Here is a 26,232-nt window from a genome sequence, read left to right as displayed (position 1 = left end):
GCCAGCAAGTTGTTTCCTGTGATTCAATAGTTGCATGTTTAAAAGGCGAATGTAACGGCCTATTCGTACCGTTTTTGCAAATCACTTGTGAATTAAAGGAAACTATGAGTACGCCGATTTCACTCAAGCATCTGGAATTTTTTACTAAAATCGTCGACTGCGGAGGATTGTCAGAAGCCGCGGCGCAGCTCAATGTATCGCCGTCTGCGGTCAGCAAAAGCCTGGCCGCGATGGAAGACACGCTAGGCACGACATTAATTAAACGCACGACCCGCAGTATTACCCTGACCGACGCCGGGCAATATCTCTTCAACCGCGCTAATAAGCTTTTGAAAGAATTCGATGAAACGCTGAATACCACTTCCGGTTATTACCACAGCCCGCAGGGTGAATTACGCATAACCTGCTCAATTGCGTTTGGTTATTCCCGACTGGTGAACCTGGTGGATAAATATCGCTCCCAGTTTCCGGATGTGAATCTGTATATCGATCTCAACGATAACTTCGTGAATCTGAACGAAACGGATTTCGACATCGCCCTGCGCATCTCCACCGCACCGCCGCAGAACTATGCGATGCGCAAGCTGGTGCCAGTCCGTTGGGCGTACTGCGCTTCACCCGGCTACCTTGCCAAAAAAGGCATGCCCCAGCGCCGAAGCGACCTGGTCAACCATGATTGTCTGGTTTACCCAGGCCTCACGCCGGTGCTGAAGGTGGCGGATGAACAGGATCGTCTGCACCAGTTAAAACTGCATATGCCAATCCAGGCCAACAGCAGCCTGGTATTACTGAAGTCGGTGTTAGAAGATCAGGGAGTGGCGTATTTGCCCACCTATCTGATTGGCGATCATATTCAAAAAGAAGAGATAACGCCGCTGATGCTCGACGGCACCATCACCTGTGAAACTCACGCCCTGTATGCGCTGTACTTTCCCAGCAAGTACAGCAATCCGAAGGTGCGATCGTTTATCGATTTTCTGGTGGCGGAACTCGGCCCCTTGCCCGCCTGGGACAACTGGATCCCGGAGTAAGCTTTACCCACCTGAAAATGGGAGGCGCTCCACATTTTTTGCGCGATCCCTCCGTCTGGCTATATCCTTAAGCCTATGAATAAAATTGCTGAACTCAAACGCGCCAAGCGGCTGGCGCTTTCATTGCTGCTGATTGCCGCCGCGACCTTCGTCATCACGCTGTTTCTGCCGCCTAACTTCTGGGTGCTGGGGATCAAAGCGATCGCCGAAGCGGCGATGGTCGGCGCGCTGGCGGACTGGTTTGCCGTGGTGGCGCTTTTTCGTCGGGTGCCGATCCCATTTATCTCGCAACATACGGCTATTATCCCGCGTAATAAGGACAGGATCGGCGAAAATCTCGGGCAATTTGTGCAGGAAAAATTTCTCGACACCCAGTCGCTGGTCGCGTTGATCCGCCGCCATGAACCGGCGCTGTTGATCGGCAACTGGTTCAGCCAGCCGGAAAACGCCCAGCGCATCGGCCAGCATCTGCTGCAAATTATGAGCGGTTTTCTCGAACTGACCGACGACGCGCGCATTCAGAGGCTGATCAAGCGGGCGGTACACAAGGCCATCGACAAGGTCGATCTCTCCGGTACCAGCGCGCTGATGCTGGAAAGCATGACTAAAAACAATCGCCATCAGGTGCTGCTCGACACGCTGATCGCCCAACTGATCGCCCTGCTCCAGCGCGACAGCTCGCGGGCGTTTATCGCCAGACAGGTCGTGCACTGGCTGGAAACCGAACATCCGCTGAAAGCGAAGATCCTGCCGACCGAATGGCTGGGCGAGCACAGTGCCGAACTGGTGTCTGATGCCGTTAACTCGTTGCTGGATGACATCAGCCACGATCGTGCGCATCAGATCCGCCACGCCTTCGATCGCGCTACGTTTAAGCTCATCGATAAGCTCAAACACGATCCGGAGATGGCCGTGCGGGCCGAAAGCATGAAAAGCTATCTGAAGGAAGACGAAGCCTTCAACCGTTATCTTGGCGAACTGTGGGCAGACCTGCGCCAGTGGGTGAAAACCGACATAAACGCCGATGATTCGCGCGTGAAGCAGCGCATTGCCAGCGCCGGGCAGTGGTTCGGCGAAACGCTGGTTGCCGACAGCGCCCTGCGCGCCTCACTGAATGGGCATCTGGAGCAGGCCGCGCATAAAGTGGCGCCGGAGTTCGCCACTTTCCTGACGCGCCATATCAGCGACACGGTGAAAAGTTGGGATGCGCGCGATATGTCGCAGCAAATTGAGCTGAACATCGGTAAAGATTTGCAGTTTATCCGCGTCAACGGCACGCTGGTCGGCGGTTCTATTGGGCTGGTTTTATATCTGTTGTCGCAAATACCTTCCCTGCTGACGCTGGTGAATTTTTAAGGAGAAAAATTCAATGACAATCAACATCCGCATTTTTTCCCTGCGCGAGACGCCGGAAAAGCTGCACGAGGTCACCGCTTACTTTCAACAACAATGGGCCTCAGAAGACTCCATGAAAGTTTACGAGGATGCGTTGCACCGTTGTATTGGCGCAAAGAACCCGCTACCGCAGTGGTACTGGCTGCAGGACGGCGACAGCATTATTGGCTGCGCCGGATTGATCACCAATGATTTTATCAGTCGCGGCGAACTGTGGCCGTGGCTATGTGCGCTCTATATCGATCCTCACTACCGTGGACGCGGTCTGGCATTTCGCCTGATTGAACATATTGCCAGTCAGGCCAGACAACTGGGCTTTATGCAGCTCCATTTATGTACCGACCTGGAAGGGTTATACGAGAAAGCGGGATTTTACTTTGACGGGCCAGGCTATCACCCGTGGGGGGAAGTCTCGCGGGTCTACAGTCGTAACCTGTAAGCGTACAATTGTTGTACATCAATAAAGCCAGATAAATTACAGGGTTATAATGCGACGTCTTTTACTCTCTCCCGTGTTACGGGGAAGGAAAATCATGTCGCTAATCACCGATTTACCCGCCATTTTCAACCAGTTCTCCGACGCCCGTCAGAAAGGTTTTCTCACCGTAATGGATCTTAAAGAGCAGGGTATCCCGCTCGTTGGAACCTATTGCACCTTTATGCCGCAGGAGATAGCGATGGCGGCGGGCGCGGTAGTCGTTTCGCTATGCTCAACCTCTGATGAAACCATAGAAGAAGCCGAAAAAGATCTACCACGTAATCTGTGTCCGCTGATCAAAAGCAGCTACGGGTTTGGTAAAACTGATAAATGCCCGTACTTCTACTTCTCTGACCTCGTGGTGGGCGAAACGACCTGCGATGGTAAAAAGAAGATGTACGAGTACATGGCTGAATTTAAAGCGGTACATGTGATGCAACTGCCCAACAGCGCCAACGATGCGGCTTCGCGTGCGCTATGGAAAGCCGAGATCCTACGTCTGCAGCAGGCTGTCGAAGCCCGTTTTGGCACCCCGATTACCGAAGCTGCGCTACGTGAAGCCATCATTCTAAAAAATCAGGAGCGTCGCGCACTGGCGAATTTTTACCGCGTTGGCCAACTCAATCCACCCGCACTCAGCGGCAGTGACATTCTGAAAGTTGTTTACGGCGCAACCTTCCGCTTTGATAAAGAAGCGTTGATCGACGAGCTTAATAGCATGGCCAAACGGGTACATCAGGAATGGCAGGCCGGGAAACGCCTGGCATCACGTCCACGCATACTGATAACCGGTTGCCCCATTGGCGGCGCGGCAGAAAAAGTGGTGCGTGCCATTGAAGAAAACGGCGGTTGGGTGGTAGGTTATGAAAACTGCACCGGTGCGAAAGCCACTGAGCAGTGCGTGGCGGAAACTGGCGACGTCTACGACGCACTGACCGATAAATACCTCGCCATCGGCTGCTCCTGTATTTCCCCTAACGATCAACGCCTGAAAATGCTCAGCCAAATGGTTGAAGAGTACCAGGCTGACGGCGTCGTCGATGTCATTTTACAGGCTTGCCACACTTACGCCGTTGAATCACTGGCCATTAAACGCCACGTCCGCCAGCAGCACAACATTCCCTACATCGCTATTGAAACCGATTACTCCAGCGCGGATATCGGCCAGCTTAGCACCCGTGTCGCCGCGTTCATTGAAATGTTGTGAGGAACAGGAATGAGATTCTCAATAGGGATCGATTCCGGCTCCACGGCGACGAAAGGTATTTTGCTGGAAAGGAACGTCATCAAACGTCGCTTCCTCTGCCCAACGCCTTTTCGCCCTGCCGAAGCGATCGCGCAAGCATGGGAAACGCTGCAGGCCGGGCTGGACGATAAACCATTTTTAACCCTCACAGGCTACGGACGGCAGCTCGTGGATTATGCCGACAAACAGGTCACTGAAATTTCCTGCCACGGGCTGGGGGCACGCTTGCTGGCTCCCGGTACCCGCACAGTGATTGATATCGGCGGTCAGGACAGTAAAGTCATCCAGTTAGATGATGATGGCAACCTCAGCGATTTTTTGATGAACGACAAATGTGCGGCAGGGACCGGGCGATTTCTGGAAGTCATCTCACGTACGCTCGGCGCCAGCGTAGATCAGTTGGATGCGATCACCGCTGGCGTCGAACCGCATGCCATCACCAGCATGTGTACGGTTTTTGCCGAGTCTGAGGTCATCAGCCTGCGCTCTGCGGGTGTCGCGCCGGAGGCAATTTTAGCTGGCGTAATCAACGCGATGGCCAGACGCAGCGCAAACTTCATCGGGCGGCTTTCTGCACAGGCTCCACTGTTATTTACCGGCGGGGTAAGCCACAGCCGCGCCTTTGCTCGTATGCTCGAAGGCCACGTGGGTATTCCCGTGCACACGCATCCCGACGCGCAGTTTGCCGGGGCAATTGGGGCCGCGTTAATTGGTCAACGTCAGGGGAAACGTGAGTGAAGGAAGCCCTGTTCTTGTTTCACACTACTCTCGGCGTCATCAAAACGCGTAAAGCGCTACAGGCTGCAGGTATTTGCTTTCGGGTGGCCGATATTCCCCGCGAGCTACGCGGTGGCTGCGGGCTGTGTATTTACATCGACTGCATTGCTGGCGAGGAGAATGAGTGGGTAATTGCGGGTCATACCGAATCTATCTACCGCCTTGAAAACGGAGACTGGCGCTGCATTGCCACTTTCCCTCCTTCCTGAACGCGCGAGGGCACTGCGTTTTATTTTACTTTTCATTATCATTTACGCATGTAATATAACAATTATCAGATAGCAGCGTGAAATGAGAGCCCGTATGTCCCAGGAAAGCCCAGATTCAAATCGTCATGCTATCAGCGTCGCGCTGTTTGGCATGCTGGTCTTAACGCTGGGTATGGGAATTGGGCGCTTTCTGTATACGCCAATGCTCCCGGTGCTGCTGTCGGAAGGTCAGTTCACATTTGACCAGCTCTCCTGGATTGCCAGCGCCAACTACGCTGGGTATCTGGCAGGAAGCCTGCTCTTCTCCTTCGGGCTCTTTCATCTTCCCTCACGCTTACGCCCGATGTTGCTAACGTCCGCGCTCGCTACCGCGGGGTTGATTCTGGCGATGGCAAGCTTTACGCAGCCCGCGCTGGTGATGTTGATCCGTTTTCTGGCGGGCGTCGCCAGTGCAGGTATGATGATCTTTGGCTCAATGATCGTTCTGCATCATACCCGGCATCCCTTCGTGATCGCGGCGTTGTTCTCCGGCGTTGGCGCAGGCATTTTGCTGGGCAATGAATATGTCATTAGCGGTCTGCATTTTGCGCTGTCATCGCACACCCTCTGGCTGGGCGCAGCGGCAGCGTCAGCTCTGTTCTTTGTCCTACTGGTTATACTCCTGCCATCTCGCGATCATGCCCTCCCCGCCGCGGCGCCGGTAAAAACGGAACATCAGCCGATGTCCTGGTGGCTGCTGGCGCTGCTGTACGGGTTGGCCGGATTTGGCTACATCATTGTCGCCACCTATCTACCGCTAATGGCGAAAAGCGCCGGTTCGCCGCTGCTGACTGCCCATCTCTGGTCGCTGGTCGGCATATCGATAATTCCAGGTTGTTTCGCCTGGCTGTGGGCCGCCCGACGCTGGGGAGTTTTGCAATGCCTGACGGCGAATTTGCTGATTCAAAGCGCCTGCGTGGTGATGACGCTCGCCAGCGACTCCTTGCTGCTGCTGGTGATAAGCAGCGTGGGGTTTGGCGCAACGTTTATGGGGACCACTTCACTGGTGATGCCGCTCGCCCGTCAACTTAGCGTCCCGCGTAATATTAATCTGCTGGGCCTGGTCACTCTGACTTACGGCATTGGACAAATACTCGGGCCGCTATTAACCAGCCTGCTGGGAAGCGGTGCACAGGCGATCGTTAACGCCACGCTGTGCGGCGCCGTCGCGTTGTTCATTGCGGCGCTTATCAGCCTCACGCAATTATATAAACAGCGTTTCGCTTCGCCCAAAAGGGTATAATCAATAGCCTCTAAACAAATATATTCGGATTAATCCGTAATTAAATGTCAACATTTAATAAACCGCAAATAATCGGTAATTACCCGCCAGACAATTTATAATTCCCGGCTGTTCATTTATAAACTCAATTTAAAATGCGTAAAAATGGACATATTAATTCAACATCAACACCATCGTCGGGAAAAGTACATGTCGTGGTTTAAAAAAATACTGCTGGGGTTAATTATTTTGGCTGGTTTAATTGGCACGCTAAAGGATTATAAAGACTTTGGCCTGTTTGGCGCACTAGGATTGTTTATTATCTTCCTGTTAACAACGACTTTCTTATGGCAATGGGCTTCTGGCAGGCTACCGGAGATAACCAGGTTACAGGCCGTATTTATTTTACTGGCCAGCGCGGTAGCCTCTATTTTTGTTATCAATATGGCCATTGCCGGAAATTTGCATGTGGATTTAATGGAAGTCATGCGCGTAACTATTACGCATAATCCGCTTTTTTATCTGATCCTCTGCGTGGTCGCATGGGTAAAAGTGGGCATCTGGCAATGGCTGTTTAGCGGTGTACAGCAGGAAGAGAGTCAGCCGGTTTAAACGCCGACAGAGGTAAAAAAGGCGTCTTAACTAAGACGCCTTTTTGCAGATCAGAACAAAAACTTAGAACTGATAGGTCAGACCCGCAACAACCTGGTTGTCGCCATCAGCGCCATCGAGCAGGTTAATTTTGTAACCCACATCAGCCACGATGTTTTTGTTGAAGTAGTAGTCTGTACCCAGCGCTACGTATTCGGTCAGGTCATTATTGTTGTTATCACGCGCGTGGACGTAAGCCACGTTCGGACGCAGACCAAAATCAAACACATACGCAGCCATCGCTTCAAAGTGCTCAGCTTTGTCCGCATCCTGAATCAGGTTGTGGGACTCGCCGTACATGGTCGCGACGTAGATAGCGTTAGCATCATATTTCAGACCCGCGCCCCAGAACTCTGCGTTTTCACCTTCCCAGCCGCTTCGTTTCTGCTGAGCCGTCACCGCGTTGGTGGTGTAAGCCGCAATGGCAGATACGCCGGAATCCGCGATGTTGTCATAGCCCAGCGAGAAGCCGTAGCCATTACCGTGCTGTTTTGCTGGGTTAGCGTTAGAGTCATCCTGACCCTGATATTGCGCGCCGACGCTCAGACCATCAACGGCACCAAACAGATTTTTGGTGCGGAGTGTTGCAACGCCAGAAGTGCGTGTAGTAAGGAAGCGGTCAGTATCTTCATAGGAGTCACCGCCGAACTCTGAAAGAGTGTCAGTGTAAGCTCCCACGTCGTAAGCGATACCGTAGTTACGACCGTAGTCAAAGCTAACGTCATGGCCATAATCCAGGCCAGCAAACGCCAGACGTGTATTGACGCCATTCTGAGAACCTTCTGCTTTAGAGGCATCAAACTGACTTTCAAATTGGCCATAACCGGTCAGTTGATCGTTGATTTGTGTCTCACCGCGAAAACCCAGACGCGCGTAGGTACCATCGGCATCGGTGCCGTCAGTCCAGGAATGGACCGCTTTTACTTTGCCGTACAGATCCAGTTTGTTGCCATCTTTATTATAAATTTCCGCTGCATGAACGGAGGTTACCCCTAATGCCATTACAGCTAATGCCACTACTGACTTTTTCATGTTATTACTCACTTTTAATTGTGAATTTTGCTATCAACTTTGTTATGAAGGCAGAATACCCGCATAAAAAAGTCCCCTATGGAAAAGGGGAAAGCCTCTAACACACCAATGAAGGCAATAATAAAGTGGCAAGACACATATCATTTAGGGTTTTAAATAAAACCCGAACAGAGAGTAATTACTTGGATTCTTCGTTTACGCTCTCATTAACAGAGCGATACAACATTAATGCTTCGGCAATAATATCTTGTTTACTTTTACGGGTTTCAAATGCCAGCGTTCGAACATATTCCCACAGAGAGGTATCGACACGGGCACTTAAAAGAACCATATCTTTTGATCGGGTTCCCCTGGCTTTTCTAATATCAGGGTAATCTCGAGAGGGCATTGTCATCTCCTGAACGCAAACACGCTTATGGCGATGAAATATGCAGTCAGTGTAAAAACAAGTCAACGGCAAAATACAGTCACAATAGTAATGAAACTGTTAATAAAACGCAGGTAAATGGAACGCTATTTCAAATGAAAGATAACTTGTTTATAGAATAATGTGTAATTATTACTTTACAAATATTCGTTTTTATTCATTTGATTAAAAAAGCTTGAATCATTGACAAAAACCATGATTACAAATCAAAACATCATTACAGCCAATAAGTTACGCACCGTTATTAATGTCTACATTTGCGTGAAGCGTTTGTTTTTACGCACTGTAATGTCCGACAGCCTCGCCCTGAAGGCTGTGGAAATTAGTTTGATTCTCACTTAACACAGGCGCATTTTGTCTAAAAATAAGCACGTAAAGGTAAAAATAAGGTAAATAACGCATTTTTTCGCATGCAAAAATAAGTTATTTTTAATTGATGTAAATCAATTTGTATCGTACAGAGGCGCAGGAAAAATCATCATCTGAGGCAATGGAAACAATTTTTTACGTGACGTTCATGACGTGAAAAGAATGTTTGTTACGCGCTACATTCTTGTGCGGAAAAGCGTCGCGCGGGCCGCTACAGCCCGCGTGGGAGAGGAAGGAAAATCAGGCGTTAACTTTATCCAGAGGCCAGGACTGGAACAGATAGCCATCAAAATCAATGTCATCAACATTGGAAAACTCCAGCAGGCGTTGTTTGACGTTTTCCAGATGCTGCCACATTGCCAGCTTGGCCGCCCGGGCATCTTTTTTGATTAATGCCGCCAGGATCTGCTTGTGGTCGCCCATCCACTCTTTACGATAGTGAGTATCGTCGAGGTGACTATGAAGCTGGATCCACATCGGGTTGTTCTCGCGCCACTGCCATGACTGGCGAAACAGCTCCACCAGCATGCTGTTATGCGTAGCTTCAGCGATGGCGAGATGGAACTGCATGTCGCCGCTTTCAGAGCCGTTAGGCTCGCTGGACGCCAGCTCACGCTCTTCCAGCTGTAACGCCTGGCGCATTTTGACGATATCTTCACGGGTAGCCTGCAGCGCGGCAAATTCGGCGATATTGCTTTCCAGCAACTGTCGCGCCTGCAGCAGCTCAAACGGGCCCGCATCATTGCAATGATTGACATCCGTACTGTCGATAGCCTGCGCATCCGCATTGTCGAGCACGTAGATCCCGGCGCCGCGGCGTACATCCACCAGCCCCTTAATTTCCAGCATGATTAACGCTTCGCGAACCACCGTGCGAGTGACGTTGAGCATCTCGGCAATCTCACGTTCCGGTGGCAAACGCTCACCGGGCTGGTACGGTGTCTGGACAATCAGATCGCGGATCATGGCACCCACTTCCTGGTAGGGTCTTTGTTGAGAAGTGTTCGATTTCATCGTGTTATGTCCGTCAGAAGCGTGTAATCAGATACGGTGAATAGGTATCGAACTATAGCATTTGCGGCAAGTCAAAAACAGAAAACGGGTCAACCAAATCAGTATTTTGATTGACCCGTCATAGTTCGGGGAATTAAGCGTCAGCGTTTAACGCGGCAACACACTCACGCGCGCCCAGCTCGCACAGTTGTTGATACATGGCGATAATCGTCTCAACAAAGTCGGCGTTGTCCGCCAGATCGTGACCAAAGATGCCGCTCAGCCCCAGTAGCGCCGTCACGCGTTCGGCCCCCTGATACTGTTGGTTTATACGCTGGAATTCAGCCAGCATGGGGTCAACAACATCAATAACCTGTCCCTGTTCATCCACGCCATGGGTGTAGCGCATCCAACCCGCCACGCCCAGCGCCAGGTGACGCCAGCCGCTGGCGTTTTGCAGGTGCAGACGCACAGGATCCAGCAGACGCTGCGGCAATTTCTGGCTGCCGTCCATCGCAATCTGCCATGTGCGGTGGCGCAGAGAGGGGTTGCTGAAACGTTCGATCAGCAGCGTCGCATAGGCATTGAGATCGGTGCCTTCCGGCATCGACAGCGTCGGCGCTTGCTCCTGCATCATCAGCGCGAACGCCGCTTTGCGGTACGCCGGGTTGGTCATGGTATCAGCGATAGTTTCATAGCCGCCGAGATAGCCCAGATACGCGAGGAATGAGTGGCTGCCGTTTAGCATGCGCAGTTTCATCATTTCAAACGGCACCACGTCGGCAACGAACTGTGCGCCGACTTTGTCCCAGTCAGGACGACCGTTAACAAAGTTGTCTTCAATCACCCACTGGCGGAACGGCTCGCAGGCGATAGCGCACGGGTCGTAAACGCCCAACTGGTCGGCAATCTCTTGCAACGTTTCTGGCGTCGCCGCCGGAACAATGCGGTCGACCATAGTGCACGGGAAAGTGGCATTTGCTTCAATCCACTGCGCCAGCTGCGGGTCGCGCGCCTGCGCCAGCCCCAGCACCGCGACTTTCGCCACATGACCATTTTCACGCACGTTATCGCAGGACATCACGGTAAAGGCCGCCAGCCCTTGCTCACGGCGCAGATGCAGCGCCTGTACGATGTAACCAATCGCCGACTTCGGCGTGGTCGGATTTGCCAGATCGTGTTCAATCAGTGGGTTATTGAGATCTAACTGACCGCTGGCGGCATCGGTGCAGTAGCCTTTTTCCGTGACCGTCAGCGAGACAATTGCCGTCTGCGGGCGTGCCATAGCCTGTAAAATACCGTCACAGCCGTCAAGATCCGGGTGCAGCGCTTCTTTCATCGAGCCGATCACTTTCAGCACGGTGTTGTCCGCGCCTTTTTCCGCCACGGTATACAGCAGTTGTTGCTTGCGCAGGTTTTCAATCAGTACGCAGTCATTACCCGGCATCAGGTTAACTTCACAGATACCCCAGTCGCTGTCGGTGGTTTCCAGCAGATGGTGGGTGTACAGCGCCTGATGCGCGCGGTGAAAAGCGCCGCATCCGAGGTGAACAATGCGGGATTGCAGGCGCGAGCTGTCCCATGCTGGGCGCGCAACCGGCAGGTTGCTATTGGCAATTGTCGTTGTCATCGTGAACTCCAGAACCCGTTGAAAGACCAACGGAAGAGAAAAGAAAAACGCCGGTCAGACAGGTGACCGGCAACTCGCTTTAGCGGCTAAAGAAAGCGCGCTGGATAGCCATCTCAACGCCGCGCACTTCCGCCAGCCCTTTCAGGCGACCAATCGCGGAGTAGCCTGGGTTGGTTTTCTTTTTCAGATCGTCAAGCATCTGGTGACCGTGGTCCGGACGCATAGGGATCAGGTCCTCTTTGCCCTCGGCTTTACGGCGCTGCTCTTCCTCAACGATCGCTTTCACCACTTCGTACATGTCGACGTCGCCGTTAAGATGCGCCGCTTCATGGAAAGTTTTCGGGTTATCTTCACGCAGCGTGGAGCGCAGATGGGTGAAGTAAATGCGTGGGCCAAACTGTTTGATCATGTCGACCAGGTCGTTGTCCGCCCGCACGCCATAGGAACCGGTACACATGGTGAAACCGTTCGCCATGCTGTTGACCGTATCGACCATCCACTGCATATCTTCCACAGTGGAAACAATGCGCGGCAGGCCGAGGATCGGGCGCGGCGGATCGTCCGGGTGTACCGCCATACGTACGCCTGCTTCTTCCGCCACCGGAATAATCGCCTTCAGGAAGACGGCAAAATTCTCGCGCAGCGCGGCTTTATCGATATCTTTATAACGAGCCAGATGCTGGCGGAACTGGTCGAGCGTGTAGCCCTCTTCCGCGCCAGGCAGCCCGGCGATGATATTACGGGTCAGACGCGTTTTGTCTTCATCGCTCATGGTGGCGAAACGTTCATTCGCCTGCGCGATCTCTTCGGCGGTGTAGTCCGCTTCCGCACCCGGGCGTTTGAGGATATGCAGCTCAAAGGCGGCAAATTCAATTTGATCGAAACGCAGCGCTTTGGAGCCGTCCGGCAGGACGTATTCCAGGTCGGTGCGGGTCCAGTCGAGAACCGGCATAAAGTTGTAGCACACGGTACGAATGCCGCACTGGGCCAGGTTACGCAGGCTTTGCTGGTAGTTGGCGATCCACTGCTGATAGTTGCCGGAACGGGTTTTAATGTCTTCGTGGATCGGCACGCTTTCAACGACCGACCAGACCAGGCCCGCCTGCTCAATAATCGCTTTGCGTTTGAGGATCTCATCAACCGTCCACACTTCCCCGTTCGGGATATGGTGCAAGGCGGTGACAACGCCAGTTGCACCCGCCTGACGTACATCCGCTAAGGTGACCGGATCGTTAGGACCATACCAGCGCCATGTCTGTTCCATGTTTTATTCCTCGTTTACGTTATGGACTCGACGATATGGCACATAAATTCCTCCTTTTGGTATTACATGTCAACCTGAAGCACAAAATTGGTTAACCAAATCACGATATCTGCTGATTAGATCGCCAGATTACGGTCAACCAGACCCGTTTCAATGTAAACATGTAACGCAATGTGACATTCATCGCATCAATGGTTAACCAATATATGTAACATCTCAACCAAAATCATAATAGTTCAACCAAATTAAGGTAGACGTTATATGCACGTTCTCAATATTCTGTGGGTCGTATTCGGCATCGGTCTGATGCTGGTGCTCAATCTAAGATTCAAAATAAACTCAATGGTCGCCCTGCTGCTGGCGGCGCTCTCGGTCGGCATGCTGGCGGGGATGGATTTAATGGAACTGCTGCACACCATGAAATCCGGCTTTGGCAGCACGCTGGGTGAACTGGCGATTATCGTAGTATTCGGGGCGGTCATCGGTAAGCTGATGGTTGATTCCGGCGCGGCGCATCAGATTGCTCATACGCTACTGGCGCGACTCGGCCTGCGCTATGTGCAGCTGTCAGTGATCATTATTGGTCTGATCTTTGGCCTGGCGATGTTCTATGAAGTGGCATTTATTATGCTGGCGCCGCTGGTGATCGTCATTGCCGCGGAAGCGAAGATCCCGTTCCTCAAGCTGGCCATTCCGGCCGTTGCCGCCGCTACCACCGCCCACTCGCTGTTCCCGCCACAGCCGGGTCCGGTCGCGCTGGTTAACGCCTACGGCGCTGACATGGGCATGGTCTACATCTATGGTATTCTGGTGACCATTCCGAGCGTGATCTGCGCCGGGCTTATCCTGCCGAAATTCCTCGGCAACCTCGATCGTCCAACGCCGTCATTCATGAAGGCCGACGTACCGGTTGACCAGAACAATCTGCCGTCATTCGGTGTGTCTATTCTGGTGCCGCTGATCCCAGCGATCATCATGATCTCCACCACCATCGCCAACATCTGGCTGGTGAAAGGGACGCAGGCGTGGGAAGTGGTCAACTTCTTAGGCTCTTCCCCAATCGCAATGTTCATTGCCATGGTTGTCGCCTTCGTGCTGTTTGGTACCGCGCGTGGTCACGACATGCAGTGGGTGATGAACGCCTTTGAAAACGCGGTGAAAAGCATCGCCATGGTGATCCTGATCATCGGCGCGGGCGGCGTTCTGAAGCAGACCATTATCGATACCGGTATTGGCGATACCATCGGCATGCTGATGTCGCACGGCAATATCTCTCCGTACATCATGGCGTGGTTGATAACCGTGCTTATTCGTCTGGCAACCGGTCAGGGCGTGGTCTCCGCCATGACGGCGGCGGGGATTATCAGCGCCGCCATACTCGACCCGGCTACCGGTCAACTGGTCGGCGTCGACCCGGCGTTACTGGTGCTGGCGACAGCGGCAGGCTCCAACACCCTGACCCATATCAACGATGCCTCGTTCTGGCTGTTCAAAGGCTACTTTGACCTGTCGGTGAAGGATACGTTGAAAACCTGGGGTCTGCTGGAGCTGGTGAACTCCGTGGTTGGGTTGATAATCGTGTTGATCATCAGCATGATTGCATAACATCGATACCGCTCTGGCTTATAGCGCCAGAGCGGTTTTCCATCCTGCCTCAACAATCCTCAATAATCAGATACACCGCCTTCACCGGGCCATGCACCCCAACCACCTTGATAAGCTCAATATCTGCCGTCGAGCTGGGTCCACTGATGATGTTAATACACGATGGCATACGCTCACCGGCCTGCGCCTTCTGATGCAGTTTTTCTGCCAACTGCGCCACGCGCGGCAGGATGGTGCTTTTACGCAGCACGAAAATCGAGGACTCCGGCAACAGGCTCAGGGAGCGCCCGCGCTCCGGTGCGGAAAACAGCACCACGCCGCCGGACTCGGTCAGGCCATATTCGGCAAACACTACGCCGACTTTCGCCTGCTCAGCCTGGGTAATATTTTCGCTACCACGCGCCGGATCCCAGACCACGGCGTTGCATTCCTGCTGCAAGCGTTGGGTGATGCCCAGCTCCACCAGCCGGCTGTCGCCGCTCAGCACCACCGGCTGCTGACCCAATTCTTCGCACAGGCGCAGCGCCGCGTCTGCGGCCTGGTCCTCACGGGTCAGTTCGCAGCGGGCCAGCATCACTTCGCTGGCAAACTGGATAAACGCAGAGCAGCGCTGCTCGGGGCTAAGCTCGGTCAGGCGCTCGTTGGCAAAGTTGTTAACCGGTGCGGCATCCGCTTGCGGCTCGAAACGCAGCGGGCGACCCAGCGCCTGGGCGATGGTGTTTAAAAACGCGGTACGGTTATCCATTCTTTTTCTCCTGCGCCTGATGTTTCTTAAACCAGCTGCGGAAGCTCTCGCCGTCAGCATCAGGCAGATCGCGCGCCTCCATCCAGTCACCAATCGCGCCAACCTTGAGCGGCGTTTTGCCACCATTGATAAACCAGCTCGCCGCATGCGCGCCCGCCATCATCCCGACTTTCCACAGCCCCGGATGGCTATTGGCATAGGCGAACATTTTGATCGCCCGCCGTTCGGCTTTCGGCGTAATGCCCTCTTCGGCCATCACCCGGCGATGACGCAGGATCAGTTTTGATAGCGGAATACGCACCGGGCAGACGCTGTCACAGGCCGTGCATAAAGAACAGGCGTACGGCAGGTCTTTAAAATCTTTATAGCCGCCGAGTAGCGGAGAAATTACCGCGCCGATAGGGCCGGGATAGATAGAGCCATAGCCGTGTCCGCCGATGTGGCGGTACGCCGGACAGGTGTTCATACAGGCTCCGCAGCGAATGCAGCGCAGCACATCGCGAAACTCTGAGTCCAGCACCTGCGAGCGACCGTTATCGACAATCACCAGATGGAACTCTTCCGGTCCGTCAACGTTATCCGCCTCACGCGGGCCGGTCAGCCAGGTGTTGTAGCCCGTCAAACGTGCGCCCACGGCGCTGCGCGCCAGCATGGTGATCAGCACATCCACCTCGGCAAAAGTCGGCGCGATACGCTCCATGCCCATTACCGCAATGTGCGTTTTCGGCAGCGTGGTGCACATGCGCGCGTTGCCTTCGTTGGTCACCAGGCACACCGAGCCGGTTTCCGCCACGGCAAAGTTACAGCCGGTAATGCCGATTTCGGCACTGAGGAAATCCTCACGGATTTTCTGGCGAATGAATAAGGTCATGGCTTCCGGCGTTTCCGGGCCGTCGTAGCCCAGACGTTCGTTCAGCACCCGGCGGATCTGGTAGCGATCTTTATGAATAGCCGGGACCACGACGTGCGAAGGCGGATCCTGATCCAGTTGCAGGATGTACTCGCCGAGATCGGTTTCGATCACCTGAATTCCGGCATCCTGCAGCACATGGTTGACGCCGATCTCTTCGGTCACCATCGACTTGGACTTCACCACCTTCTTCGCATTTTTACTCTGCGCAACCTGCAGAATATAGCGGGTGGCGTCTTCTTTGGTTTTGGCGAAATAGACGTGCCCGCCGTTTTCCGTCACTTTCTCGGAGAGTTGATACAGGTAAGCGTCGAGGTTGCTCAGAACGTGATCGCGGATCTGGCAGGCACGATCGCGCCAGTCATCCCAGTGGCCTAACTCATCGACCATTTTTTGTCGATTCGCGCCGATACGCTCCTGCGCATTGGCCACGGCTTTACGCATGATCGGATCTTCTATCTGCTGACGGATGCGCAGTTTAAATTCTACATCGCTGGTTTTTATCGACATCTCTTTCTCCTCAGCGGCTCATCAGCACTTCAGCAATATGCATCACTTTGACCGGCTGGCCTTCTCGTTGCAGTCGACCGCCAATATTCAGCAGGCAGCTAACGTCCGCGCCAATCAAATATTCCGGCTTCGCATCCATCAGATGTAAGACTTTCTCTTTCACCATCTCGCCGGATATCTCGGCCATCTTGACCGAGAACGTCCCGCCAAAGCCGCAACAGGTGTCCTGATCGGCAAATGTCAGCAGCTCCAGCCCGCGCACGTTTTTCAGCAGCGTGAGCGGCTCTTCCTTCACCCCCAGCTTGCGGGTCAGGCTACAGGAGGGGTGATACACGGCGCGGCCCTGCAGGCTGGCGCCCACGTCCACCACGCCAAGTTTGTTGACGATAAAGGAGGTGAGATCCTGCATACGGGCGGCAACGTTCTCAGCACGCAGCGCCCATTCCGGTTCATCGGCAAGATACGTCGGGTAGCTTTTTACTGCGTAGGTACAGGAGCCCGCCGGAGAGATAATCGGGTAGTCGTTGTCTTCCAGCGCGGCGATCAGGTTTTTCATCCCGGGGATCGCCTCTTTGATGTAACCGCTGTTGATAGCCGGCTGACCGCAACACCCTTGCTTCTCAGGGAAATTCACGCGACAACCCAGTTTTTCCAGCAGCAAAACGGAGTCTCGTGCCATCCGTGATTTCAGTGCGTCACCAATGCAGGTAACAAAGAAATTTACATTCACAATAACTACTCCATTGCTTCATTTCTGTTTGTTGCGCTTGATATCGCTATATCAAGCAAAGGTTCAGCCGTAATTCACGCCCAGTTTTCTGTTTTTTGATTCTACCAACGCCTGGGTTCATGGTGATGCTCTGATCGTTTACCTTTGATGACGACTCTCCTCTTCTTATATCAGGACAATCGCAAATGTCTGTATTTTCATTTGTATGACAAAACCAAATAATCCCCTAATCGACTCACACATGCAATACCCTGGTTTATTTATTTCGGCCTCGCTCACATTTTTATATAGGAAACCACAGCGTTATTAACACCTTAGAAAACAGTTTCAGGTGATTACCACTGTTGTCACTACCATTATTAAAAAGGTTATTAAATAACTACTTATAGGTATTTAACCGGCATTTAAGTATATTTACCCGGTATTAAATTTTAATTAAAAGATTACAATAGTTACAAAACCACAAATCATAATTACTTTATTCACTGAAGCGATTCAGTTTACATACTTTATTACAACAGCAATGTAGCCTCCCCGCCATAAATATAAATCAGGTTTAATGAACCAATCGGGAATAGCAATGAACGAATATTTTATGTTTGCCCTGGCACTCTCTCCGTTACTACTGATGGTATTTTTAATATTGAAATTGAAAATGCCCATCCATTATTCCGTGCTGATCTCTTTAGTATTCACCGCCGCGCTGTCGGCCATATTCTGGGAGATGCCCGTACAGAATCTGAAAGTCGCGATAGGCTATGGCGCACTGAAGGGGTTATGGCCGATTGTGATTGTGATCCTCGGCGCTATCTTCAGTTATAACGTCATGCAGGCGACCAAAGCGCTGGATATTCTGCGCGATATTCTCGCCAGCATTAGCGAAGATAAGCGTATTCAGGTGCTGCTGATTTCATGGTGCTTTGGTGGATTTCTTGAAGCCGCGGCGGGTTATGGTACGGCGGTCGCCATTCCGATCGGCATTCTTATTGCGCTGGGATTCAACCCGCTGAAGGCGGCGATTGCCTCTCTGGTGGCAAATACCGTTCCCACTGCATTCGGCGCGGTCGGGATCCCGGTTTCTATTCTGGCGGAACAGGTTAACCTGCCGGTTTATACCTTAGGCGGAACTATTATTCTGCAGCTCGCGCTGTTTAATATTCTGCTGCCGTTTGTGATTGTCTGCATTATTGGCGGCGGCCTGAAAGCCATTCGCGGCGTATTTCTGATCACGCTGATTTGCGGTATCACCACGCTGGTTCCACAGTATTTTGTCGCTATCCATCTTGGCGCGGAATTACCTGCCTTTGCCGGGAGCCTGGTCAGCCTGCTTGCCGTGGCGATGGTCAGCCGCCTGCGCAAAGGGAAAACCGATCCCGAGTGGCGCATTGAGGTCAGCCATACCCGCGAAACCACGCCGCGCTCGGCAAAAGTGTTGTTCCGAGTTGGCTCTATCTATCTGTTTATTTTTGTGTTTATCCTGCTGTGTTCGCCACTTTTCCCGACAATAAAAGGCGCAGCGTCTCAACTGGCCTCGGTGCTGCATTTCACGTTGGCTGACGGCAAAACGATGGCGCTGAAAGTTGAATGGGTGACCACGCCGGGGATGCTGATAATCTTTGCGACCATTATCGGCGGTTTCATTCAGGGAGCGTCCGCGCGCGGAATGCTGGAAGTGTTTATCAAAACCATTTTCCAGCTTAAAAATTCCATTGTTGCGATTATGGCGATCGTCGCGCTGGCCACGGTGATGGATCTCAGCGGGATTATCTCCACGCTGGCCCAGTCGATTGTTGATTTGACCGGCAACTCATACGTCTTCCTCGCCCCGGTGATTGGCGCGCTGGGCACGTTCGTTACCGGCAGCGATACCAACTCGAACATTCTGTTCGGCAAGCTGCAAACCATTGCCGCCAGTAAACTGCATATCGATCCCAACTGGCTGGCGGCGGCCAACACCTCTGGCGCAACGGGCGGAAAAATGATTTCGCCGCAGAGCATCGCTATTGCGGTTTCGGCCACAAAAATGGACGGCCAAGCCAACCAGATAATGTCTGGCACCATGAAATACTGCTGCGCCTACATTGTGATCCTCGGCCTGAAAGTCGGTCTGTTTTATTACTGGTTTATGGCGTAAACCCTTGTCAACCCCGTCAAATTCGCGGCAACCGTATTTGACGACGTGGTGACCAAAAAGGTTTACACCGCCCCGGGAACGGAACGGGGTGACAGACTTTACGATTTGTCGGCGCTGACTAAAATAGCGCCGATGTTTCAAATCGAGGATTGCTGTTATGTTGTTCTGGAAAAAGATGGTGAAGAAGTTCGACGCCTTTTCCGCGTTGATCCCACCACGCTACTTCCGCGTGTAATACCAGGCACTTATGCCTGATGGCGCTTCGCTTATCAGGCCTACGTTTCACACTCATTTGTAGGCCTGCGTTTCACGCTCATTTGTAGGCCGGATAAGGCGCGAGCCGCATCCGGCAGCGACAGCAGCAAATGCTCACCCCTTTCTCTTACGCAGTCCACACGCTCTTAACACCCTGACCCAAATACGCAGCCACGCAAAACGGTAGAACAGCGGATGTTGAAGCCGCAGCAATGTCAGAAACATACAGCCTCCTTGCGGCGCTACAGTACCGTTGCCTGATAGCGAATCTGCGGCTCCATTATCTGGTGACGCGCGTCTATCAGCCGCAGTTCATACGAGTCGCGCTCTTTCGTTAGTCGCATCACCGCGTCAACAACACTGGTGGTCCGCTCCAGCGCCAGCTTGTCCTCATAACCATTGAGCAGTGAGGCCAGCATCACGCTGCAAATCAAATCCCCTACGCCCACCGGCATTTTGGCAAAGCTATACAGCGGCCTGGCGATGTGTAACGTCTGTTCCGCCGTCACCAGCAGCATTTCAAACGCCTGTTTGTCACGCGAGCAGTCGCCGAGATGCTTCACCAGCACCTTCTTTACGCCCCACGACACCAGTTGCCGCGCCGCTTCCACTACCTCGTCAAAACTACGCAGTTGTCTGCCCGTCAGCACGCCCAGCTCATAGAGATTCGGTCCCATTATGTCGGCCAGTTGAATGGCGTCATCGACAAAAAAGGACTCCACGCCCTGCGCGACAATACAGCCTTTTTGCGGGTCGCCCATTACCGGATCGCAAAAATAGAGCGCCTGCGGATTACGCTGACGAATGGTGGTGACCGCGTGTTTCACCTCTTCACAATGGCGTTTATCTCCAAGATACCCGGACAATACGGCATCGCATTGCGTCAGCTTTTGCAGGTCATCCAGCCCGCTGATGATGGCGCTCAACTCACCGTGCGGCATCGCCATGCCCTGCCACATCCCGTACTGGGTGTGGTTAGAAAACTGTACGGTGTAAAACGGCCAGACATCGATCCCCGAAAGCTGCATCGGCAACACGGCGGCTTTATTTCCGGCATAGCCATAAACGACTGACGACTGAACAGACAACACGTTTTTCATTTTAACTCCGTCTAACGAAACGTTGGCAGCAGACCAAATACGTCCAGAACAACCGTCAGATAAACAACCGCCCCACAGACAATCACCAGGTTGAGCACGGTGTTATTACACGGCGCGGTATAGCTGGCGGTCGGAAAACGTTTCCGTGCCGCTTTCACCAGGAACGGCGGCAGGATCACGCTCCAGATGGTAAAGGCCAGACCGGCGTAACCAATCGCGTGCACAAAACCGTTCGGGAAGAAGAAGCACACGGCGGCTGGCGGGAAGTAGGTCACCAGCGCGGTTTTCAGGCGGCCCATGCCGTCATCCGGGAAGTGAAACAGATCGGCGATATAATCGAACAGGCCAAGCGTCGCCGCCAGCAGTGAACTGGCTACCGCGAAGTTGCCGAAGAAGGTCAGGATCAGATCCATATAACGGCTGGTGAACAGCCCGCTAATGGCCTCGACAAACACGTCGATATTGCCGCCTTTGGCAATAATTGGCGGGAACGAGGAACGACTAATGTTGCCCATCGTCACGCCCAACCAGAAGATATACAGCAGCAGGGCAAACAGTGTGCCGATGATAATCGAACGCGTAATATTCGAAATCCCGCGCGTGCCATACAGCTTGACCAGGCTCGGCACGTTACCGTGAAAACCAAACGAAATAATGCAGAACGGCAACGTCATCAGGATATACGGCAGGTACTGCGAATCGGGCAGCGCCACCGCCACGCTATCGACCAACTTTGCCACTTCAATATGGCCAACCAGCCCGGAGAAGGTGGCAAAGAACGCGATAAACTTACCGATAATCAACACGGTAGTAATACGTCCAACCAGCAGGGAACTGTACCAGGCAATCGCCCCGACCAGCATACTGACAATCACCACCGAGATATTCGCCGGAAATCGCACGCCGCTGTATTTGAACACGGTTTGCGCCATCACCGCCGACGAACCGGAGATATAGGCATAGGTCAGAATATACAGCACAAAGCCGAAAGCGATACCGACAACGATATTCCACTTACGGCCTAATAAATCCTGAGTAAAGGTATTAAAACTGGCACCAGCGCCATAATGCAGGTTTACTTCGACCAGCATCAGACCGGTTAATAACATCATAATGGCGATAAAGAGAAGAATAACTGACGCACCGGGAAACCATACGCCGGCCATCGCTATCGGCAGGGAAAACATCCCGCCACCCACTACGGTCGCGATAACCAACATGGTTCCGCTAATCAGTCCGGGGGTACTACTCTGTCGCTCAATGGCATTAATATCCATGATAAATGTTCCTGTAGACTATTCGTTATAATTACAGCTGTCATTTGTACATCATGCGGATAATAAAAATGTCGGAGTCAGGGTTTACTTTTTTTAGTTATGTCACGGTAACGGGCACCGCAAAGGCTTCCTGTTCATGGAAAAGAAAGACAAAAAAGCCCCATCCTGAGATGGGGCCATAATTATTATTTAGATATAGTCAAAGCGTGCAGTAAAGAAACGCAACTGCTTCGGCTCATAAATAAACTTCAGCCCGCGAATATCTTCTTTGTGCTGGTAAAGTTTAATAATACCGTCAGCCACGACATCCATATGCGCGTAGGTATAAACGCGGCGCGGAATAGTCAGACGCACGGTTTCCAGTTTCGGTCTGTGGTGTTCACCGGTCACGTTATTACGGCCCGCAGAGATAATTCCGCGTTCCATACTACGTACGCCCGTTTCCACATAGATGCTGGCAGCCAGGCTTTGCGCTGGGAACTCGTCCTGCGTCAGATGCTCGCAGAAGCGACGCGCATCGAGGAATACCGCGTGACCACCCACCGGTTCAACAATCGGTACGCCAGCGGCTTTCAGCTTGTCACCCAGGTAGCGAACCTGCTTCACGCGGTGCTCAATGTACTCATACTGCATGGCTTCGCGCAGGCCAATCGCCATAGCTTCCATGTCGCGTCCGGCCAGGCCGCCGTAGGATGGCATCCCTTCGTAGACCACGACTAACTCTTTGGCAGAAGAGAACATTTCGTCATCATTCATGCACAGGAAGCCGCCGATGTTCACCAGACAGTCTTTTTTACCACTCATGGTACAACCGTCGGCGTAGCTGAACATCTCATGCACGATCTCGGCGATGCTCTTGTTCTCAAAGCCCTGCTCTTGCTCTTTGATAAAGTAGGCGTTTTCTACGCAGCGGGTGGCGTCGTAGAACACTTTAATGCCGTGTGCTTCTGTCAGTTCACGTACCGCACGCATGTTTGCCATCGAGACCGGCTGTCCGCCCGCGAGGTTAACCGTCACCGCCAGGCAGATATAGGCAATATTCTCGGCACCTTTTTCGTCAATCAGCTTTTGTAATTTTTTAAGATCAATATCACCTTTAAACGCAATATTCAGACCGGCATCGTGCGCTTCGTCACGAACGATATCGACAAATACCGCACCATTTTTTTCCTGGTGATAACGGGTAGTGGTGAAATACATATTCCCGGCAACATATTGCCCCGGTTTAATTGCCAGCTGCGATAACAGGTTTTCTGCGCCGCGTCCCTGGTGAGTCGGAACAATATGTTTAAAACCGAACAGTTCCTGCACGGTTCTTTCCAGATGATAGAAGTTTTCGCTGCCCGCGTACGCTTCATCACCCATCATCATTCCGGCCCACTGCTTATCGCTCATTGCGTTAGTGCCACTGTCGGTCAGCAGGTCAATATAAATATCTTTCGAATTTAACAGGAAAGTATTGTAACCCGCTTCCTGCATTTTCTTAAGGCGTTCGTCACGCGGGATCATAGATACAGTTTCAACGCTTTTAATACGGAAGGGTTCTGCCGGATAATTCATTTTGTTTCTCCAGTAACAGTGGTCATGTACGTATTAATGTGAAGTAAAGCATATCGAGTTCATCAATAAAGTCTGATGAAATATAACTATTCGCCTCCTGATCCAGGGGGAGAAATAATGTGGAGGCACTATGCAAGATTTAATTGATTATGGAAATAGCCCGGTCAACATTAATCACTGGCAATAATTTAAAAAGCTGTAAATGTGAGTGATGCAAATCACACGTCTTTTTTTTACCCGTTCATATTCAACGAGTTTTTTTTTGCGGGTTGATTTGCCGTTTGCGGTAGTGCGCCCACAGAGGGGGGAAATACTGAAAACTTAACTTTCCAGGCTGTGCTCATAATGTATTGCTCAATGAGTACACCCCATTTTGTGAGAGTCAGATCACTTCGCGGGTTTATATTTGTGATTCACATCACTAAAAGTGTAAAGCAAAGTGTACAAATCAACGTTGTTTCAGAGTTTGCTATTTGCTTCAGTGAGTTAAATCACATTTTTGTCCAGATGCTGACAGGCACTGTTTTCTGGAACGAGGGGATATTCAGGCGTGCAAAAGGCAATGAATTTATACAGTGAATAATACCGGATTTATTGGGATGAGGGAGTTTTCTATTTATTCCGAAAGCGTGCTATTCGCGCTTATTTCATCTTATTTACATCTGGACTTAGCCCAAGATACTGGGGTAATTTACAGGGGTTTTATTAGCGCGATGCGAAGGTGCGCCAACACCTGCGCATCGCTAATCACAGTAACTATTATCGGAGAATAGTCACCATGACTGATACGCATTGTATTGCAGTTTCATTTGATCCAGAAGTGCACACCGTAGATAACCGTCGCCTGAAGGTGGGTTATGCGAGCCGTTATCCTGATTACAGCCGTCTGCCGGTGAAGTACGTCCAGTTTCCGTCCATCGTGATGAAGGGCCAGTGGCTGAAAGCCGCCGGATTCGACACCGGCACCCGCGTTGATGTACGCGTAATGCATGGCTGCATCGTACTCACCGCCCGCGCCGCTGAACCCGAAGAGTCAGAACTGATGCAATCCCTGCGCAAAGTAGAAAAGCTGTCAGCACGCAAGCAAAAGCAGGTGCTGGAGTTTATCGGGGTGATTGCGGGGAAAGGGTCGAAGGGGTGAGAGTGTGATTGTCATTGAGGCGCCTGCGGGCGCCTTTATTAGGGGTTATTGCGCCATCTTTGTTATGCCGTAGTACGTTCGTTCCAGGCGTCAGTATATTGAATATTGCCATCTACAATACACCAGGTGATTTTTTCATAGCGCAGTTGTACGCTTTCCAAATGCCCGGTTCCCGTTACCGTACGTGTGTCATGCACGATTGGTGTCACTGATACAACTTTTACACCTTCAAGTAGGGTATTAAAATATTCCACTTCCTGGCCTGCGTCGTTTATGTGATAGAACTTAAGTTCCGCACTTTGAAGTGTCTGACCTGTCGCAACTGCTTTGTAAAGGTATGGGCTGGAGGAGTCGATCTCTTTGTCAAATAGAAATGGGCCATGTTGGCGTGTGCCGGTTAGCTTCCCGGTGGCACCATCTGTTGGAATGCTAAGGTTATGTGTTAGACCACGGAGCTCAATACTGCCTTCACGTCCCCGGACATCTGAACCTCCACGAATCATCGCGCCACCATCATCTTTTAAAAATAAATGAACGGGTACAGCCATTTGTAAAACTCCTTGTAATCAATCATATAACCAGTAACCTGCTCTGGCTGATTCTGCGAACATACGCACAGTAAGCGGTTTTGACACTTGTTTGATGGGTTCTTTGGTAAACCACTTTCGATAGACCGACTCTCTTTCCCACGGGTAATAGGCCTCGAAATTAATCACAGAAACATCAACGTTATATTTCTCTCCAAAATCTTCAATGGCATACGGTAATTCATCCCATTCAGCGTAACCTTGCAGCGGCGTATCAAGTTCAATCGGGATAGGCTTGAAAGTAAACGTTACCGCGAGAGATAACTCTCCCCGAAAAAATTCTAATACCTCGTTATCAGTCACCACACGCGATCTTCCTCTCTGGCAATGGTGTTGTAGGTATTCACCGTTTTATAGACAATTTGGGCGACATCACTTGCGAGTAATGCCCAACCAATCACAGGAATTGTTCGTCCAACGAATGCCCCCAGATTGTTAGTCATCATGGGTTTTAAATATTTGATACTGGCATTGGTGATGGTAGGAAGCCTGACGGGCAATCTTACATTAAGAAACTCACGAGAATATTTCGAGGCAATTGATGTACCTTGTGTTGCCCCATATGGTTTACCCCGTGTTTTCAACAATGGTAGCCCAAGAATGATACATGACATTTCTACCACATCTTTAATTCCCCCAAATTGTTCATCAATCTTGTCGAGGAAAATCCAGAAAAATAGCTCACCTGCAGAAATGTTGCAGACCCCTTTATAAAAGTATGTTCCGTTAAGTTCCTCAACTGTGTCCACTAGAGATCCTTCAATATGCAATAATTTGCATACTTATCGTACTCCTGCGTACCCAGATGGGGGAACGGGAACTGCCGTGGCGTATGTGTTTTTCAGAAAACATAAAAGTGACGTCGATAGCGCATCTACCCGTCTTTTCTTGATCAGGTGATATTTTGCGAGCATC

The 26,232-nt window shown here is 51.8% G+C and carries 25 protein-coding genes; 11 read left to right on the top strand and 14 right to left on the bottom strand.

The genetic code is table 11. The features are described 5' to 3' along the window. The first annotated feature begins 104 nt into the window (after positions 1 to 104). The 8 genes from LA337_02460 to LA337_02425 all read left to right on the top strand — a co-directional run bounded on the left by LA337_02460 (position 105) and on the right by LA337_02425 (position 7,009). Complete coding sequence (locus LA337_02460) at positions 105 to 1,031, top strand: LysR family transcriptional regulator (GenBank protein ID UBI16577.1); 927 nt, start codon at positions 105 to 107, stop codon at positions 1,029 to 1,031. Between the two features lie 75 nt (positions 1,032 to 1,106). Beyond that, on the top strand, positions 1,107 to 2,387 hold the full coding sequence (locus LA337_02455; protein UBI16576.1) for a DUF445 domain-containing protein: 1,281 nt from the start codon (positions 1,107 to 1,109) through the stop codon (positions 2,385 to 2,387). Between the two features lie 13 nt (positions 2,388 to 2,400). Next, entirely contained in the window at positions 2,401 to 2,865 is a 465-nt protein-coding gene (locus tag LA337_02450; protein ID UBI16575.1) for a GNAT family N-acetyltransferase, read from the top strand. A 94-nt stretch (positions 2,866 to 2,959) separates the two neighbouring features. Then, complete coding sequence (yjiM, locus tag LA337_02445; protein UBI16574.1) at positions 2,960 to 4,111, top strand: putative 2-hydroxyacyl-CoA dehydratase YjiM; 1,152 nt, start codon at positions 2,960 to 2,962, stop codon at positions 4,109 to 4,111. A gap of 9 nt (positions 4,112 to 4,120) precedes the next feature. After that, complete coding sequence (gene yjiL, locus LA337_02440; protein UBI16573.1) at positions 4,121 to 4,888, top strand: putative 2-hydroxyacyl-CoA dehydratase activator YjiL; 768 nt, start codon at positions 4,121 to 4,123, stop codon at positions 4,886 to 4,888. Continuing rightward, positions 4,885 to 5,136, top strand: coding sequence for a DUF3343 domain-containing protein (locus tag LA337_02435; protein UBI16572.1), 252 nt, complete (start codon positions 4,885 to 4,887; stop codon positions 5,134 to 5,136). The genes yjiL and LA337_02435 overlap by 4 nt, the downstream gene beginning before the upstream one ends. Before the next feature lie 94 nt (positions 5,137 to 5,230). After that, positions 5,231 to 6,418 carry an MFS transporter gene (locus LA337_02430; GenBank protein UBI16571.1) on the top strand — a complete coding sequence of 396 codons (1,188 nt, stop codon included), beginning with the start codon at positions 5,231 to 5,233 and terminating at the stop codon, positions 6,416 to 6,418. Between the two features lie 189 nt (positions 6,419 to 6,607). Further along, positions 6,608 to 7,009, top strand: coding sequence for a hypothetical protein (locus LA337_02425; GenBank protein ID UBI16570.1), 402 nt, complete (start codon positions 6,608 to 6,610; stop codon positions 7,007 to 7,009). A gap of 63 nt (positions 7,010 to 7,072) precedes the next feature. Here the strand turns inward: LA337_02425 and LA337_02420 are convergent, their stop codons facing one another. The 5 genes from LA337_02420 to uxuA form a co-directional block, all read right to left on the bottom strand. Next, positions 7,073 to 8,080, bottom strand: coding sequence for a porin (locus tag LA337_02420; protein ID UBI16569.1), 1,008 nt, complete (start codon positions 8,078 to 8,080; stop codon positions 7,073 to 7,075). Positions 8,081 to 8,258: 178 nt separating this feature from the next. Next, positions 8,259 to 8,468 (bottom strand): hypothetical protein, encoded by a 210-nt coding sequence (locus tag LA337_02415; GenBank protein ID UBI16568.1) that lies wholly within the window; start codon positions 8,466 to 8,468, stop codon positions 8,259 to 8,261. A 648-nt stretch (positions 8,469 to 9,116) separates the two neighbouring features. Then, positions 9,117 to 9,890: a Uxu operon transcriptional regulator gene (gene uxuR / locus LA337_02410; protein ID UBI16567.1), complete on the bottom strand. Its 774-nt coding sequence runs from the start codon at positions 9,888 to 9,890 to the stop codon at positions 9,117 to 9,119. Positions 9,891 to 10,023: 133 nt separating this feature from the next. Continuing rightward, positions 10,024 to 11,499 (bottom strand): fructuronate reductase, encoded by a 1,476-nt coding sequence (locus tag LA337_02405; GenBank protein UBI16566.1) that lies wholly within the window; start codon positions 11,497 to 11,499, stop codon positions 10,024 to 10,026. 79 nt (positions 11,500 to 11,578) lie between these two features. Then, positions 11,579 to 12,763, bottom strand: coding sequence for a mannonate dehydratase (gene uxuA, locus LA337_02400; protein UBI16565.1), 1,185 nt, complete (start codon positions 12,761 to 12,763; stop codon positions 11,579 to 11,581). Positions 12,764 to 13,024: 261 nt separating this feature from the next. Here uxuA and gntP point away from each other — a divergent pair, with 261 nt between their 5' ends. Continuing rightward, positions 13,025 to 14,368 (top strand): gluconate permease GntP, encoded by a 1,344-nt coding sequence (gntP, locus tag LA337_02395; protein ID UBI16564.1) that lies wholly within the window; start codon positions 13,025 to 13,027, stop codon positions 14,366 to 14,368. 49 nt (positions 14,369 to 14,417) lie between these two features. On the opposite strand, the gene LA337_02390 is transcribed toward gntP, so the two are convergent. From LA337_02390 to LA337_02380, 3 genes are read right to left on the bottom strand one after another with little or no spacing between them, the layout of a single operon-like run. Next, entirely contained in the window at positions 14,418 to 15,113 is a 696-nt protein-coding gene (locus tag LA337_02390) for a lactate utilization protein C (GenBank protein ID UBI16563.1), read from the bottom strand. Beyond that, the gene (locus LA337_02385; protein ID UBI16562.1) at positions 15,106 to 16,533 is read right to left on the bottom strand and encodes an iron-sulfur cluster-binding protein; all 1,428 of its coding nucleotides are present in this window, start codon (positions 16,531 to 16,533) and stop codon (positions 15,106 to 15,108) included. The genes LA337_02390 and LA337_02385 overlap by 8 nt, the downstream gene beginning before the upstream one ends. A 10-nt stretch (positions 16,534 to 16,543) precedes the next feature. Next, positions 16,544 to 17,263 carry a (Fe-S)-binding protein gene (locus LA337_02380; GenBank protein UBI16561.1) on the bottom strand — a complete coding sequence of 240 codons (720 nt, stop codon included), beginning with the start codon at positions 17,261 to 17,263 and terminating at the stop codon, positions 16,544 to 16,546. Between the two features lie 580 nt (positions 17,264 to 17,843). Here LA337_02380 and LA337_02375 point away from each other — a divergent pair. Next, on the top strand, positions 17,844 to 19,397 hold the full coding sequence (locus LA337_02375; GenBank protein UBI16560.1) for an L-lactate permease: 1,554 nt from the start codon (positions 17,844 to 17,846) through the stop codon (positions 19,395 to 19,397). 497 nt (positions 19,398 to 19,894) lie between these two features. Here the strand turns inward: LA337_02375 and pdxY are convergent, their stop codons facing one another. The 3 genes from pdxY to LA337_02360 all read right to left on the bottom strand — a co-directional run bounded on the left by pdxY (position 19,895) and on the right by LA337_02360 (position 23,589). Next, the gene (gene pdxY / locus LA337_02370) at positions 19,895 to 20,752 is read right to left on the bottom strand and encodes a pyridoxal kinase PdxY (protein UBI16559.1); all 858 of its coding nucleotides are present in this window, start codon (positions 20,750 to 20,752) and stop codon (positions 19,895 to 19,897) included. 11 nt (positions 20,753 to 20,763) lie between these two features. Then, the gene (locus tag LA337_02365; protein UBI16558.1) at positions 20,764 to 22,029 is read right to left on the bottom strand and encodes an aromatic amino acid transporter; all 1,266 of its coding nucleotides are present in this window, start codon (positions 22,027 to 22,029) and stop codon (positions 20,764 to 20,766) included. A 189-nt stretch (positions 22,030 to 22,218) separates the two neighbouring features. Further along, entirely contained in the window at positions 22,219 to 23,589 is a 1,371-nt protein-coding gene (locus tag LA337_02360; protein ID UBI16557.1) for a tyrosine phenol-lyase, read from the bottom strand. Between the two features lie 778 nt (positions 23,590 to 24,367). Between LA337_02360 and symE the strand changes: the two genes are divergently transcribed. After that, on the top strand, positions 24,368 to 24,730 hold the full coding sequence (symE, locus tag LA337_02355; protein UBI16556.1) for an endoribonuclease SymE: 363 nt from the start codon (positions 24,368 to 24,370) through the stop codon (positions 24,728 to 24,730). A gap of 62 nt (positions 24,731 to 24,792) precedes the next feature. Here the strand turns inward: symE and hcp are convergent, their stop codons facing one another. Genes hcp through LA337_02340 form a run of 3 tightly spaced genes read right to left on the bottom strand, consistent with a single transcriptional unit; the run spans position 24,793 to position 26,066 of the window. Next, a complete protein-coding gene (gene hcp / locus LA337_02350; protein UBI16555.1) occupies positions 24,793 to 25,278 on the bottom strand; it encodes a type VI secretion system tube protein Hcp in 486 nt (161 codons plus the stop codon). A gap of 18 nt (positions 25,279 to 25,296) precedes the next feature. Then, positions 25,297 to 25,623: a DUF1493 family protein gene (locus LA337_02345; GenBank protein UBI16554.1), complete on the bottom strand. Its 327-nt coding sequence runs from the start codon at positions 25,621 to 25,623 to the stop codon at positions 25,297 to 25,299. Beyond that, a complete protein-coding gene (locus LA337_02340; protein UBI16553.1) occupies positions 25,617 to 26,066 on the bottom strand; it encodes a hypothetical protein in 450 nt (149 codons plus the stop codon). Before LA337_02340 ends, LA337_02345 begins: the two co-directional genes overlap by 7 nt. Between the last annotated feature and the right edge of the window lie 166 nt (positions 26,067 to 26,232).

It is taken from the genome of Citrobacter europaeus, assembly GCA_020099315.1.
Taxonomy (GTDB): Bacteria; Pseudomonadota; Gammaproteobacteria; order Enterobacterales; family Enterobacteriaceae; genus Citrobacter; species Citrobacter europaeus.
Note: the sequence above shows the minus strand (reverse complement) of the source record. Positions and strands in the feature narration are given on the sequence as shown.

Bases quoted from the DNA above. Each gene is read 5' to 3' on its own strand.
- LA337_02460 (UBI16577.1), top strand. From the start codon at position 105: ATGAGTACGCCGATTTCACTCAAGCATCTGGAATTTTTTACTAAAATC.
- LA337_02455 (UBI16576.1), top strand. From the start codon at position 1,107: ATGAATAAAATTGCTGAACTCAAACGCGCCAAGCGGCTGGCGCTTTCA.
- LA337_02450 (UBI16575.1), top strand. From the start codon at position 2,401: ATGACAATCAACATCCGCATTTTTTCCCTGCGCGAGACGCCGGAAAAG.
- yjiM (UBI16574.1), top strand. From the start codon at position 2,960: ATGTCGCTAATCACCGATTTACCCGCCATTTTCAACCAGTTCTCCGAC.
- yjiL (UBI16573.1), top strand. From the start codon at position 4,121: ATGAGATTCTCAATAGGGATCGATTCCGGCTCCACGGCGACGAAAGGT.
- LA337_02430 (UBI16571.1), top strand. From the start codon at position 5,231: ATGTCCCAGGAAAGCCCAGATTCAAATCGTCATGCTATCAGCGTCGCG.
- LA337_02425 (UBI16570.1), top strand. From the start codon at position 6,608: ATGTCGTGGTTTAAAAAAATACTGCTGGGGTTAATTATTTTGGCTGGT.
- LA337_02420 (UBI16569.1), bottom strand. From the start codon at position 8,080: ATGAAAAAGTCAGTAGTGGCATTAGCTGTAATGGCATTAGGGGTAACC.
- LA337_02415 (UBI16568.1), bottom strand. From the start codon at position 8,468: ATGCCCTCTCGAGATTACCCTGATATTAGAAAAGCCAGGGGAACCCGA.
- uxuR (UBI16567.1), bottom strand. From the start codon at position 9,890: ATGAAATCGAACACTTCTCAACAAAGACCCTACCAGGAAGTGGGTGCC.
- LA337_02405 (UBI16566.1), bottom strand. From the start codon at position 11,499: ATGACAACGACAATTGCCAATAGCAACCTGCCGGTTGCGCGCCCAGCA.
- uxuA (UBI16565.1), bottom strand. From the start codon at position 12,763: ATGGAACAGACATGGCGCTGGTATGGTCCTAACGATCCGGTCACCTTA.
- gntP (UBI16564.1), top strand. From the start codon at position 13,025: ATGCACGTTCTCAATATTCTGTGGGTCGTATTCGGCATCGGTCTGATG.
- LA337_02390 (UBI16563.1), bottom strand. From the start codon at position 15,113: ATGGATAACCGTACCGCGTTTTTAAACACCATCGCCCAGGCGCTGGGT.
- LA337_02385 (UBI16562.1), bottom strand. From the start codon at position 16,533: ATGTCGATAAAAACCAGCGATGTAGAATTTAAACTGCGCATCCGTCAG.
- LA337_02375 (UBI16560.1), top strand. From the start codon at position 17,844: ATGAACGAATATTTTATGTTTGCCCTGGCACTCTCTCCGTTACTACTG.
- pdxY (UBI16559.1), bottom strand. From the start codon at position 20,752: ATGAAAAACGTGTTGTCTGTTCAGTCGTCAGTCGTTTATGGCTATGCC.
- LA337_02365 (UBI16558.1), bottom strand. From the start codon at position 22,029: ATGGATATTAATGCCATTGAGCGACAGAGTAGTACCCCCGGACTGATT.
- LA337_02360 (UBI16557.1), bottom strand. From the start codon at position 23,589: ATGAATTATCCGGCAGAACCCTTCCGTATTAAAAGCGTTGAAACTGTA.
- symE (UBI16556.1), top strand. From the start codon at position 24,368: ATGACTGATACGCATTGTATTGCAGTTTCATTTGATCCAGAAGTGCAC.
- hcp (UBI16555.1), bottom strand. From the start codon at position 25,278: ATGGCTGTACCCGTTCATTTATTTTTAAAAGATGATGGTGGCGCGATG.